General features: G+C 63.8%; 11 protein-coding genes. 7 read left to right on the top strand and 4 right to left on the bottom strand.

Annotated elements, in window-relative coordinates:
• From MTR62_RS17245 to MTR62_RS17235, 3 genes are all read left to right on the top strand, one after another.
• Positions 1-378 (top strand): energy transducer TonB (locus tag MTR62_RS17245; protein WP_244023239.1); only part of this gene is annotated, 378 nt, incomplete at its 5' end.
• 285 nt (positions 379-663) lie between these two features.
• Entirely contained in the window at positions 664-2880 is a 2217-nt protein-coding gene (locus MTR62_RS17240; RefSeq protein WP_244023236.1) for a catecholate siderophore receptor Fiu, read from the top strand.
• 80 nt (positions 2881-2960) lie between these two features.
• Entirely contained in the window at positions 2961-3647 is a 687-nt protein-coding gene (locus MTR62_RS17235) for a Fe2+-dependent dioxygenase (RefSeq protein ID WP_244023234.1), read from the top strand.
• Between the two features lie 170 nt (positions 3648-3817).
• Here MTR62_RS17235 and eat read toward each other — a convergent pair whose 3' ends face one another.
• Entirely contained in the window at positions 3818-5194 is a 1377-nt protein-coding gene (eat, locus tag MTR62_RS17230; protein WP_244023232.1) for an ethanolamine permease, read from the bottom strand.
• A 1132-nt stretch (positions 5195-6326) separates the two neighbouring features.
• Between eat and MTR62_RS17225 the strand changes: the two genes are divergently transcribed.
• The 4 genes from MTR62_RS17225 (at position 6327) to MTR62_RS17210 (ending at position 11947) form a co-directional block, all read left to right on the top strand.
• On the top strand, positions 6327-7331 hold the full coding sequence (locus MTR62_RS17225) for a nucleoid-associated protein (RefSeq protein WP_244023230.1): 1005 nt from the start codon (positions 6327-6329) through the stop codon (positions 7329-7331).
• Positions 7324-8508 (top strand): hypothetical protein, encoded by a 1185-nt coding sequence (locus tag MTR62_RS17220; RefSeq protein ID WP_244023228.1) that lies wholly within the window; start codon positions 7324-7326, stop codon positions 8506-8508. Before MTR62_RS17225 ends, MTR62_RS17220 begins: the two co-directional genes overlap by 8 nt.
• Positions 8509-9172: 664 nt before the next feature.
• Positions 9173-10510, top strand: a complete 1338-nt coding sequence (locus tag MTR62_RS17215; RefSeq protein WP_244023226.1) for a DUF4433 domain-containing protein — start codon at positions 9173-9175, stop codon at positions 10508-10510.
• Between the two features lie 9 nt (positions 10511-10519).
• Positions 10520-11947: a macro domain-containing protein gene (locus tag MTR62_RS17210; protein ID WP_244023224.1), complete on the top strand. Its 1428-nt coding sequence runs from the start codon at positions 10520-10522 to the stop codon at positions 11945-11947.
• A 90-nt stretch (positions 11948-12037) separates the two neighbouring features.
• Here the strand turns inward: MTR62_RS17210 and MTR62_RS17205 are convergent, their stop codons facing one another.
• The 3 genes from MTR62_RS17205 to MTR62_RS17195 all read right to left on the bottom strand — a co-directional run.
• Positions 12038-12166, bottom strand: a complete 129-nt coding sequence (locus tag MTR62_RS17205; protein ID WP_244023222.1) for a helix-turn-helix domain-containing protein — start codon at positions 12164-12166, stop codon at positions 12038-12040.
• A 71-nt stretch (positions 12167-12237) separates the two neighbouring features.
• The gene (locus tag MTR62_RS17200) at positions 12238-12660 is read right to left on the bottom strand and encodes a ribbon-helix-helix domain-containing protein (protein WP_244023220.1); all 423 of its coding nucleotides are present in this window, start codon (positions 12658-12660) and stop codon (positions 12238-12240) included.
• A 152-nt stretch (positions 12661-12812) separates the two neighbouring features.
• Positions 12813-13639 (bottom strand): DUF3363 domain-containing protein (locus tag MTR62_RS17195; protein WP_244023218.1); only part of this gene is annotated, 827 nt, incomplete at its 5' end.

Raw genomic sequence — 13639 nt, 5'->3', positions numbered from 1 at the left:
TCCGCACCGCCCGCGCCCGCCGCGCCGGTGGCCAACGAATCGGCGCCGGTGCAGGCCGCCGCCGCATCGTCGACGGTCGAGGGCGGCGATCTGTCGAGCCGACTGCTCGCCGCCCAGCCGCCATCCTACCCCGTCGAATCGCGCCGCGCGCACGAACAGGGGACCGTGCAACTGCTCGTCCTGGTCGGCACCGACGGGCGGGTTTCGGAGATCTCGCTGGCCTCGAGCAGCGGCAGCGACCGGCTGGACAAGGCGGCGCTGCGCGCGGTGCGCCACTGGCGCTGGATGCCCACCCTTCGCGGCGGCGTGGCGGTGCTGGTGCGCGGCATCGTGACCATTCCCTTCGTGCTCAGGAGCGGACCGGTGCACACCGGATAGCCCATCCCGCCGGCAACGGCGAAGCTGCCCGCCGCATCGGGTCCGCGCAGGGCCGTCCGTGCGGCACGCGCTGGGGGCGCTCGCCTCGGCCAGCCCCAAACACCACCACGCTCCAGCCTGGCCCGAGCCGGGCCGCCCCACCAACACCGCGCGCTACGGCCAGCTTGCTTGCCGCGCACGCACCCACGCCCATTCAGCAACCCGCCTCACACCATGGCTATTGATGCTATAGCAAATCAGTCGCATTAGCATCAGCACATGAGGTAACATCTTAGGGGGAAATTCGTGTCCAATTCCACACCACGCCACGCGGGCGCGGCCATCGCTCCGGCCTGCCTGGCGCTCAGTCTCAGCCTGTTCGTCCCACCCGCGCTGGCGCAGGACGCCACCGCAAGCCAGACCGGCGTACCCAAGCTGGGCGGCGTAACCGTCACCGACACCGCGATCGACGACAGCGACAACGGCTACAAGGCCAAGACGTCCTCACCCAAGTACACCGCCCCGCTCGCCGATACGCCGCAGACCATCCAGGTCATTTCCAGGCAGGTGATCCAGGACCAGGCCGCCACCACGCTGACCGAGGCGATGCGCAACGTGGCGGGCGCGGGCACCTTCAACGCAGGCGAAGGCAACGGCGGCCCGCTGACCGGTGACGCGCTCTACATGCGCGGTTTCGACATGTCGAACAGCATCTACGTCGATGGTATCCGCGACCTCAGCGGCGCCTCGCGCGATGTCTTCAACACCGAACAGATCGAAGTGACCAAGGGCGCCTCGGGCTCGGACTACGGCCGCAGTTCGGTGGGCGGCTCGATCAATCTCGTGTCCAAGCAGCCCAAGCTGGACGACAGCATCGATGCGAGCGCGGGCTACGGCAGCGGCGACTTCTGGCGCGGCACGCTCGACATCAACAAGAAGCTGTCGGCGACCACCGCCGCGCGGCTCAACTTCATGGGCCAGGACGCGGGTGTCGCCGGGCGCGACCATGTCAAGAACGACCGCTGGGGCATGGCCGCCGCCGTCGCCACCGGCCTTGGCACCGACACCCGCTTCTTCGCCGGGCTCGAACACGTCGAGCAGGACAACCGCCCCGACAGCGGCCTTTCGACGGTGGGCTGGAGCGGTTTTTCGGGCACCGCCGCCGCGCTCAGCTCGGCCTCCAAGGTCAAGAGCAGCAACTACTACGGCGCCAGCGATTCGCACGACGATTCGAACATGACCAAGGTCACTCTCAAGGCCGAGCATGACCTCGCCGCGAACGTGACCGTGCGCAACACCTTTCGCTGGGGCAAGATCACCCAGAACTACCTGGCCATCACCGAAGGCGTCGCCAGCCTCGATACCGACGATGAAAGCGCCTCGACGACCAGCCGGCTGGGCGCGGCGAAGGATCTCAAGAACACGATCCTGACCGACCAGCTCAACCTCACCGCCAGCTTCGATACCGGCGGCCTCCACCACAACGTGAGCACCGGGGTCGAGCTGACACGCGAAAAGCAGACCAACTATGGCCTGACCAAGACCGGCACGATCGCCACGCTTTCGCTCTACGATCCCGAATACACCGCCAGCGGGCTGACCGTGGTGCGCAGCGGGCTCGATGCCTACTGGCAGACCGACACGGTGGCCGCCTACCTGTTCGACACGATCGACCTCACCGACCAGTTCCAGCTCGACCTCGGCGCGCGCTACGATCATTACAAGACGACCTACACGTCGAGCACCGCCGACCTTGAAGCCAAGGGCGACCTGTTCACCTACAAGATCGGCGCGGTCTACAAGCTGACGCAGCAGGGCAACGTTTACGTCAACTACGCGGTATCGCAGCAGCCTCCGGGCGCGACCGGCAGCTTTGGCGCCTATTCGCTGTCCTCGTCCGAAAGCAGCGCGAGCAACCCCAGCATGGACCCGCAGAAGGCGCGCACGCTCGAGGCGGGCAGCAAGTGGAACCTGTTCGGCGAATCGCTGCTGCTGACCGGCGCGGTGTTCCGCACCTGGGTCGAGAACGAGGTCTATGCCGAGGATGACGGCACCTACTCGCAGATCGGCAAGAAGCGCGTGACCGGGCTCGAGCTGACCGCGACCGGCCAGATCACCCCCGACTGGAACGTGATCGGGTCCTACACCCACCAGAAGACCCGGATCACCACCGGCGAGTCCGCCGCACAGGACGGTTCGTCTTCGCTGCCCTACGCGCCCGAGGACGCCGCATCGCTGTGGACCACCTACCGCACCCCGGTGGGCCTGACCGTGGGCGGCGGGGTGAGCTACACCGGCACCGTCAAGCGCAAGGCCAAGCTGGCCACCACGCCGGGCGAGATCCCGTCCTACTGGCTCGCCAACGCGATGGCCACCTACCGCTTCAACGCGGCGGCCGATGTCCAGCTCAACGTGTTCAATATCTTCAACAAGAAGTACATGACCTCGCTCAACTACCTGGGCTACCGCTACCAGCCCGGGCTCGAACGCTCGGCGCGCGTGACGCTCAACCTGCACTTCTGATCGCAGGACACGAAAACGGCCACGGTCCCGGTGCGCACGGTTGCGCCGGGGCCAGGGCAACGGCCAGGAACGACAGACCCATGATGCTTCATATCCCCGGCGTCCTCACCCGCGAGCAGGTCCGCGCGATGCGCGCCGCGATCGAGGCCGCCGACTGGATCGACGGGCGCACCACCGGCGGCACGCAGGGCGCGCAGGTCAAGCGCAACCGCCAGCTGGCCGAAACCGATCCGGTCGCGCTCGAACAGGGGCGCATCGTGCTCCAGGCGCTCCAGGCCAACGCCAGCTTCTTTCGCGCTGCCCTGCCCGCGCACTACATGCCCCCGCTGTTCAACCGCTACGGCGCCCGGAACACGGAAACGTATGGCCTGCACATCGACGGTTCGCTGCGCGGCGTGCCCGGATCGTTCTCCTGGCTGCGCACCGACGTTTCGACCACGCTGTTCCTGTGCGATCCCGATGAGTACGACGGCGGCGAACTGGTCGTCGTCGATACTTATGGCGAGCACCGGGTAAAGCTGCCCGCGGGCGATCTCATCCTCTATCCCGCCACCAGCCAGCACCGGGTCGATCCGGTGACGCGCGGCGAGCGGATCTGCTCGTTCTTCTGGACCCAGAGCCTGATCCGCGACGATGCGCGGCGCACGCTGCTCTACGAAATGGACCAGGCGATCGATGCGCTGCGCCAGCGCCACGGCGACACCGCCGAGACGGTCGCGCTGGCTGGCCAGTACCACAACCTCCTGCGCATGTGGAGCGAACCCTGAGCCACGGCCTGGTCAGCTCCTGCCAACCCTTGTGCACCCTTATGCCCCCCTTGTGCAGGCCCTGACCGAAACGCCTCCATTGCGACTGTCCGTCCACGGCGCGCTGCCGCTCGGAGAGCGTGCAAACCGATGGCGTTTTGTCTACCTCGCCTGCTGCGATCAGCACCTTGCTAGGCGGCAGGACCACCCCCCGCGTCCTCGTCGATCGCGGCGGGCTTGCCCAGGACCACGGCAAGAAGACACAGGACCGCGACCACCACGCCGTAGAGCAGCGCGAGCGCGAGGTTGTAGTAGACCATGGTGGCCAGCGCGATACTCGCAAGGCCGAGCGCGAGCGCGGGCAGAGCGGGATAGAGCGGCGCACGGTAGGGCCGGATCATCTCGGGCTGCGTGCGGCGCAGGCGGAACAGCGCCGCCATCGAGACGATATACATCGTCAGGGCCCCGAACACCGAGAGCGTGACGATGCTCGCGGTCAGCGGCTGCCCGGCGAGATGGACGAAGCGGTCGCTGTAGATCGCCGCGATCCCGATCGCGCCGCCCGCCAGGATGGCCAGATGCGGCGTGCGAAAGCGCGGGTGCAGCCGCGCCAGCACACCGGGCAGGAAGCCCCCGCGCGCAAGCGCGAAAATCTGGCGCGAATAGCCCATGATGATGCCGTGGAACGAAGCGACAAGCCCGAACAGGCCAAGCCAGACCAGCATGTGGAGCCAGCCGCTCGATTGCCCCACCGCGCCCTTCATCGCTTGTGGCAGTGGGTCGTTGAGATTGGCAAGCGCCCTCCAGTCGCCCGTCCCACCGGCAAAGATCATGACCCCGAAGGCCAGCACGGTCAACGTCACAATGCCCGTGATATAGGCGCGCGGAATGGTCCGGCGCGGCTCCTTTGCCTCTTCGGCCGCCATCGCCACGCCCTCGATCGCGAGGAAGAACCAGATTGCGAAAGGGATCGCCGCAACGATCCCGCCGATCGCGGCCAGGCTGAAATGGTCTTGCCCGGCCCAGCCACCGGCGAGGAAGTGCGCGAGGCGAAACGAAGGCGCGACCACGCCCATGAACACGACCAGTTCGAACACCGCGAGCAGCGTGACGAACAGCTCGAACGTCGCCGCAATACTCACGCCGGCAATGTTGAGCGCCATGAACACGCCATAGGCCCCAAGCGCCGCCAGCCGGGGATCGAGCCCGGAAAACGGGACATTGAGATAGGCCCCGATGGCGAGGGCGATCGCCGGTGGCGCAAAGACGAATTCGATCAGCGTGGCGAAGCCCGCCAGCGCCCCGCCCCACGGCCCGAAGGCGCGCAAGGCATAGGCGAAGGGCCCGCCCGCATGGGGAATGGCGCTGGTCAGTTCGGTGAACGAAAAGATGAAGGCGACATACATCGTCCCCACCACCAGCGTGGTGATGAGAAAGCCGAGCGTTCCCGCCTGCCCCCAGCCATAGCTCCAGCCAAAATATTCGCCCGAGATCACCAGCCCGACGGCAATCCCCCAAAGATGAAACGCGTTGAGGCTCTTTGCAAGATGCGGCGAATCCTCGGACATCGATCCTCCTGGAGTTCCATCACGTCCCCGCGCAGCGCGCGCCGTCCCGGCGATCGGACAGGCGCGGCTCCCGGCTCACGAAAGCCAATGGTACCGGCAATCGCGCAATGATCCAGCAAACGTTCAACTGCCGCCCGATTCCCCGTAACACCCGGCATCTCCCACCCCCGCAACGCGCATCACGCCCCGACCGGGCTCGACCGAGCCCCTCAAGCGCTTGGACGTGAATCGGCGTGCAATTGGTAACGACGTTTTGTGCGACGCTCGTGCGCTACAGTCCGGCAGACAGTTTTTCGAAAGGTGCGAATGGCCTGACGCGAACGTCGCGGTCGCATCGGGCAACAGCTTTGCACCACACGCGCGCCCTTCCAGCTCGATCTGGCAAAAATTGCTGATTTTTCGGAATGTTGGGGTGATTGGAGCGGGTGAAGGGAAGCCAAATCTTCCATTTTCTATTTTCGTTTCAGAATCTTAGAAAATAGAGGCCCAAAAGCACCCCCAGCCGGTCCCGGGAATCTTTCGGCTGCAATTGGATTGCCATGGACAAGGATGGCTGCAAGCATGGCAAGCCACATCGCTAAGGGATCATAACCGGCATTCTACCCAGCGGCAACGACCTCACTTCCGATAAGATCGCTCATGACAGAGGGGGCTGGAATTTTTGCGCCCCGCTCAGCTCCTTGCGAAAGGCCGTCCGCCGTAAATGATCGGGTCTGGCAAGAATTTGCGTTCAGTCGGCTTCTTGATCGCCAAGAATTGCCAACATTCGCCCAGAAGCCGCGCGACCTCAGATTGGCGCCCTGAGCTGGGACAAACCCGTCATTCGTGAGCATAGCTATGAAGTCGGGTTTCGGCTGGACCTGACGTTGGCGACCGCGAGAATGTTGATCGAGGACGGCCGAGGCTGGCCGGTTGAAGCCAAGTGGCTCCCGGGAGCAATATCGCGCGAAGAGGACTTCGCTGGTCGAGCCGCTAGGAGGCGTCCCGCCGTGATGAGTATTTGGGCCCTCTCAGTGAAGTTCAGGGTTGTTTGAAGCCATTGCCCGCTGCAAAGCTCAGTTGCTATGATGTTCCGTGCCCATTGCGGCAGATCGAAATGGATCAAGCGCAGGGCGTTGAGGGGGGCGAGAGGTTGAACGAGATTGTAGCGCTTACTATCCATGACCTTGATCGCCGCGATGGCGTCTACAAAGTCCAAGCTGCCGACAAGCAGCTCAACGTCACGCCGACGACGCAGCGGCTGATTGACGAGTTGTACGACCTTTACAACCGTCGGGCGTCGAAGTCGCACGGCAAGTTCACGGCTGCGGAAGGCTATCCGACGCAGGCGCAGGTGCGCGACTACGTGGCGGATCCCAAGACGGATTTCCTCAGCCTCACGTGTCGAATGATGGAGACGCTGCGCACTCAGGCGCAGGCACGGTCCGCGTCGACTGGCGGACACGTCCTGTTCGCGCACTTCCGTCGCGAAACGCGCGACTATCTGCTCGTCGCCATCATTACCGACAAGCTCAGTGCCGCGCTGACCTCGCAGCGTGACGTGCAGGACGTGCGGCATCTCGACTTGGACGGCTTCCGCTTCGCCGGACGCATCAACTTGACGGCGTGGTCGAACGGCGAGGAGCGCTACATCAGCTTCCTCAAGGGAAAGGGCGACGTGTCGGCGTATTTCCAGCACTTCCTCGGCTGCGATTCCGTCGTTCAGGACAGAGTGGACACGTCGAACCTCGTCACTGCGTTGAAGCAGTTCGTGGCCGAGACCAAGATGTCCGAGAGGGAGGGCAACGAGTTTCTCGGCAAGGCTAAGGTGATCTGCGAGCGCGCGTCCCGCGCGCGCGAGGAAATCGAGTTCGACGCGCTCGCGAATGAGCTGATGCCGAAGGATCCCAAGAAGCTGGCCGACCATCTCGCCCACACCGATCGGGGGTTGAGCGACCGGTTCGTCCCGGACCGGCGCGCTCTCGCATCGCTCGTTCGGTTTCGGGGTGGCACGAAGCAGTGGAAGGTCGAGTTCGACCGCGACGCTGTCAGCAACCGCTCGGTGATCTACGACGCCAGCGCGAACACGCTCACGCTGACGGGGCTTCCCGACGACCTCGTTAATCAGCTGAAGTCCGAAGGCCTCGGCAATGGCTGACGTCGGCTTCGCCGACCTCGTCGAGATATACCGACACACGCGCTTCGACGGGAACGGCGGCGGCACGCTCACCGTGGCCACCTCGGGGATCGCCGCGACCCTGCGTTCGATCGAGGCGGACCAATCCCTGTATGATCTGACGCAGGTCAGTCTGGTCGAACCGGGCGAGCCGGTGGTCGGTTCGCAGATCGCTATCAACGTGGCCGCGCCGAACCTCAAGCTGGGCATACTCGCTGACACGTTCGTGAAGCTGTTCCTGGCGCCGGGCGCGGCGTTCGCTGAGCCGGTCAGCTACTTCGTGATCGACTGCCGCTACGCCAGCGGCGACGCGCCGGTACCTCCGTTACTCCTCGCCTATCGTGCGATGCTGACCGTCACCGCACTGCTCAAGGAGGCCGCTTCCTATGTGATCGAGCTTCAGCGCGAGCTCGTGTTCATTGGCACCGGGAGCGTGGTCGTGCCGATCACGTTTACGGAGGCGGATCTCACGCCTTCTCTGATAGGCGCAGCAGGTCGGCTCGAGACCTTGTTCGCCGACCCGCTGCACTCCCAGGAGAAGGCTGAACTGCTGGCGGCGGCCGTGATCGAGCTAGCGGGCGGTCAGCGGACCGACCGCCGCTTCCAGTTCATCGTTTCGAATCTGGAGCGGGTCTGCGACGAGGTTGAGAAGGGCTACCGTCTCTTCGTGTCGAGCTTTTCGTATTCGAAGATCCGGAAGGAGATCGAGACCGCGCGGCTCGACTACATCAACAAGATTCACAAGACGATCGTGGACATACAGGGGCAACTGCTGGGCATTCCCGTCGCAACGATCGTCGTCGCATCGCAACTGAAGCTCTCGAAGGACTGCGGCATTGAGTTCTGGACGAATTGCGCCGTCTTGCTCGGAGCGTGGATATTCGTCGGTTTGCTCTGGCTGGCCGTCAGGAATCAGTGGCACACGCTGTCGATGCTGGCCGGCGAGATCACGGGACAACGGGCCAGACTCGACAACGACTACGCAGCCCTGAGCGACGATTTCGTCGACGTCTTCAACGATCTCGACGCGAGGATCAAATGGCACCGCAAAGTGCTGGTCGGAGTAAGCGGGCTAGCGCTCGCCGGTGCCTTGCTCGCGACTATCGCTTTCCTCATACTGACCGAGAGCGGTTCGGCGCGTTGCCTTGTCGGCGGTTGAACGAGCCGCAGAAAGGTCGGCGGATCAGAACAGCTTGTTGAAGGCCGCAGGCTCGCCCGGTTACTTCAAGCCAGAGTTTTTCAACACTATCGGTCGGATGCTTCTGGAAGCTGGTGGCGACTTTGCCGTCATTACCGGGTCGGCGGCGAACGGGCGGCTTTCAACCGAACAGCGGACATTCTGGGTGACAGCAAGCAGCGGCAGGGAACCGGAAAGGTGGGCCGGTAGGCGTTCGTCCGGTTTAAAGCTGGGGTGCAGGGATAGCTGACGCTCGCGTGGGGCGGCAGCCGACCAAGATGCGCCGTTAGCTGGCTGGGCCGCCAACGTAAGCTCCTGCAAAAACTTGCCTCTCGGTCGCCACTGAACTGCTTAGCAGCAACGCGCCGCCGCATCGGTCATTTCTAGTCAGCACAATCCATCGTGAAAACGGCCGCTTACCTAGGGGCAAGCGGAAGTTCGAGACAGTGACATTCCGGTCCCTCACGCGGCCCCTAAGTTCGACGGTGGCTGTCAAGCCGTGGTCCTACCCAGACAGGTCGCATGTCTTCACCCCGACTTAACTAGATTTTCTTGCTGCAATCGCCAAATACTTCGTGAAGATACATCTACTCTTGGGTGACGGACGCGAACGGCGCGTCGCACCGGAACAGTGGGGACGATACTAATGCCAATTCCGGCTGCCTACGCGCATCGCCATGTCTACCATTTCTCCCACATCGACAATTTGCCTGGTTTGTTAAAGCACGGCTTCCTGTCGAACAATCATCCACAGTTCCCGAAGAAGCACCGCTCGATCGCCGCTGCGGGTATTCAGGAACGCCGTGCCGAGATGCAAGTCACCTGCCCGCCGGGCGGATACGTCCATGATTATGTGCCGCTCTATTTCGGCTCGGTCAGTCCGATGCTGCTTGGCGTGGTCAACACCAAGAATGTTGATCAGTATGACATTCTCTACTTTGAGTTTCCGATAACGCTAGCCGAGCGGCCCGACGCGGTATTCACGGGCACCTCAGCGAATACCCAGGTTCCGCCCGCCTTCTACAGTGACCCCGTTCACCTCGACAAACTCGACTGGGCCGCGATTGACAGCCGGAAATGGAGCAATGTTGACGACGACTTCCGGCATCGGCGCATGGCAGAATTGCTCGTGCTAGGCCAGCTTCCGGTCACTGCAGCCACTCGTTGCGTCGTCTGGAACGAAGCCGTGAAGAAGCGCGTCGAAGCGATCGTCGGCGCAGCGCCGTTTCCCGCCATTGAGTTCCAGGATCAATGGAATAGGCCGCATTGGTTCACCGATTTCGCCACCGGGGGTAATGCAAGTGTGGTCAAAGGTCCCGGTGAGATCGCGATGATCTTCGAGGATGCGTGCGCCTTTGTAGACGAGCATGTGGGCTCGCATGCCGGCACCGCGAAATTCAAGAATCTGAAGGAACTGCGCGACGGGCTGCGCGCGGACTTCGGCTGCCTGCCCGAGACCGCCGAACTCGTTGGGCTCAAATCTGCTAACGGTGTGCACAAGCGGACGGTCGACGTCCATACGAAGGAAGTGGTCCACAAGCTCCTGTCGCTCCCTGAATTTGCGGCACTTGACGAGAAGCCGCAGCGTCTGGTCGAGATCGCCGCGTATCTGCACGACATCGGCAAGGGGCCGCGGGCGCGGTGGGACAGTAATGGCGGACTGCAGAAGGTCGATCCCAATCATCCGGTCGGAGCAATGCCGATGATGGCGAATATCCTCACCAAGCATGTCAGCACGGTTGGCAAGGCGTCGGCCAGAAAGTTGATGAAGCTGGTCTGCTACCATGACCTAGTCGGCGACGTGCTCGGCAAAGGGCGCGACGAGCAGCAGATTGTCGATGTCGTCGATGGCGAGGAAGAGCTCGACATGCTCTTTGCTCTTGGCAAGGCCGACGCTACCGTGCTTGTTGAACATTGGTGGAACGAATGGGCGGCGGATGCACTCTATGATCGCTGCCTCGAAGCGATTGAGGAGGCGGTGTAAGCGCGAGCTATGCTGGAATTCACGCAAGGCGACATGTTTGAGGCTTCGGCGGATATCCGCGTCAACACAGTGAACTGTGTCGGCGTGATGGGGGCTGGCGTCGCCAAAGCGTTTAAGCAGCGCTATCCCGAGATGTTTAAGGACTATCAGTCCGCCTGCAAGGACGGGCAGGTCCGGCCGGGGCAGATGTATGTGTGGAAGTCGCTGGAGGGCGACTGGATTATCAATTTCCCCACCAAGCGCCACTGGCGCAATCCATCGCGTTACGAAGACATTGAGGCTGGGCTCGACGATCTTCGCGCCTATCTCGAGGGCATCGGGCCGGTGACCGTCGCGCTTCCTGCACTCGGATGCGGTAATGGCGGACTTGACTGGGGCCGGGTCTCGAACTTGATCCGCGATAAGCTCGACGGCCTTAATGCGCATATTTTGGTCTTTGCGCCCTCGGCTTCACACCAAGCGGGGCGAGCGGCCACCGAAGCGCCGACTGACGACGAGCGCGCAATCGTTGCGGCGCTCGGCTATCAAACGCTCGAACCGGGTGGCGTGCAGCCACTGGCGCTGCCCGGGCCGTTCTTCCTGCTCGGTAACCCCCAACTGTTATCGCGCAAATGGATTGCGCTGCTGCCGTCACGCGCGCCAGGCGATCGGGAGATGCAGGCGCTTCGCACTATTGCCGCCGAGCTGGCGCGCTCTGGGAGCCGGGCGGCCGTTGCGCTCGTCCATGGCACAAAGGTGAGCGAAGATATTGCCCAAATCTTTGTCGATCAGGGGATCGACACGCTGCTGCTACTGCCCTTTGGGGTCCTGACCCGCAAGGCGATCGCCCGGCAACCGGCGATGCAGGCCGATCGCCGCCCGGCGCTCGCTTCAACTGCGCCGCCCAGCGCCAATTGGTCGCGCCAGCTCTTTGCCCAATGCCAGGATCTGCTCCGCACAAATGCAGCGGCGATGCTGCTTTCCGATCCGGAGCCAGACTGGCTGACCAGCAAGGGACTCGGCAAATGGGCGCAGACCCCGATTTCGTATGTCCGTTACGAGACGACGCCGATCCAAATGCGCGAAGCGCTCGCAGGCGTCGGCGCTCGCCGGATCGCGCGCCGCGGTAATGACGGATCGCCCGACATCGACGCGCTTATCGCTGCGGTCGGTCCGGGCGACCGGGAGCCACCGGCTGATAACGGCGATCGGGATGTGGGCGACGAAGCGGACCGCGCCGATCCAGCTGCGGAACTTTCCGTGCGGGATGAGCCGGTGGGCACGCCAGAGGCCGTGACTATTGTCTGGGACACGGTCCCAAAGGCAGCTCGTCGCGACCTATTTGCCTGCCTGACTGATCTTGATGCGAACGGTATCACCCTCTCAATAGGGCTGCCGCCGGATCTCGAAGAAGTGCACCGCGAGCGTCTAAAATCGCTTTTAGCCGCTTTGCGATGATGGTCGGATGGGCGCCAACGACGGCTTTTGACGAGAATTGCCGGAACTGAACCGGCCGACGGTAAGAGTGAGGCACTTGCATCCCAGACTTCAGATGCCCTTCGCAACAATCGCCTTGAGCTGCGCCACTGGAATGACGGTAATGCTCCCGATCTTGACCACCTCGATGGTGCCGTCAGCGATCAGCTCGTAAAGCTTGGAGCGCCCGATACCGATCATGCGGCAAGCCTCGGGCACACGCACAGCAAGCGGTTCGGGTCGGAGGTCCTGCGGCTTGCTGGAGACCGCCGTCACTGGAACGACCTCAGCTTGGTGATGGCGGGGTCCGCGCTCTGCCCTGCGCCCTTCCCGGCAAGCCGGTCGGCCACCTCGTCGATCAGTTCGGCAAAGCGCATGGAACCTGCCGCTACCGCATCTTTGGAGGGCGGCACCTGTGCCGCCGAGATGAGCTGGTACCGCGCTATCCGGGCCATGATCTCCCAGACCAGGCCTTCGTTGCGCCGCAGCCAGTCGAGATTGCGCTCGATCCGGGCAAGGCGGGCGCCGAGGGCTTCGTCGGTCTTTGGCGCGGCCCGCCGGGTGAACCAGGCATCGAGCGCCTCGACGAGGATTTCGGAGCGAGCGCGGCCCGAACTTTGCGCGAGGTGGGCAAGGCGGCGGCTCATGTCCTGAGGCAGGAATAGCTGGTGCCGGGTCTTGTAGGTTTTCGTCATGGAGGACCTGTCGGATTGGAGGGGTGGCGACGAACCGGCCAAGGGGGCTCACCGATCCGCCGCCATCTCCGATCATCCACGTCCGGGCCCTTCCGGGGAACGGGGCTGTTGGGGCCAGATGGGGGCGCTTGGGTCCATAGGCGGTTTTGGGCCTACATGCCGCCGATGCTCGGCCCGCCCCGCTCGCGTCCCAGCGTCCAGCTGATCGAGCCCGTCGAGCGCATGAGGCCCGAGACGTTGCGGCCAAGCTGCTTCTCCAGTTCGGGCCGCCAGGGCACGAGCGTGAACTCACGGCTCTTCTCGATCACCGCGAAGTGGCCCGAGGTCAGCGCCAGCGACCGCTTGTAGGTGCCCTCGATCCGCTCGCCCTCGCGCGCCTGCGCAAACCGCTTGCCCAGTTCGTCTTCGAGGCGCCCGCCCACGGCGCGCACCTCGCGCTGGCGCAGGAGGCGCAGCATGTTGCGGGCGTAGAGCACGTCGCTGCCGCGTTGCTCGGCCAGCTGCTGCTCGATCAGCCAGCGCTGGCGCAGCTGCAAGGCCTTGCGCACCTCACCGCCGTAGCCGACGGACGCGGTGTAGGTCTCGCTTCCACTGGCAAGCTCGCGGTCGAGCCAGGTCTCGGCAGGAACGTGGACCATCTGCTCGATGGGTTTGGGCGACAAGACCTCCACCTTGACCGGCTCGGCGTCGATACGCCGCTGCTCGTAGGCGAGCACGGTCTCCAGATAATCGGGCGCGATGCGCCAGGTGCCGTTGGGCTCGCGTTCGATCTTGCCGGTGGCGCGCCGGATCGCTTCGAGGCGGCGCTCGTGGGTGCGGGCAAAGTCATCGGTTGCCCTGCGATCATAAGCGAGGTGGTTATCGATGGTGTAGCGCCCGCCGTTGGCTTCGGCGACGCGCACGACGGTGCGGTCGGATTCGCGGAGCGATGCCTGCTTGGGTTCGAGCCGCACCAGCGCGCCCTGCGGTGTGTTTTCAG

This window comes from Novosphingobium organovorum (assembly GCF_022832435.1).
Lineage (GTDB): Bacteria > Pseudomonadota > Alphaproteobacteria > Sphingomonadales > Sphingomonadaceae > Novosphingobium > Novosphingobium organovorum.
The sequence above is the reverse complement of the archived record's forward strand: the minus strand, read 5'-3'. Positions and strand labels throughout refer to the sequence as shown.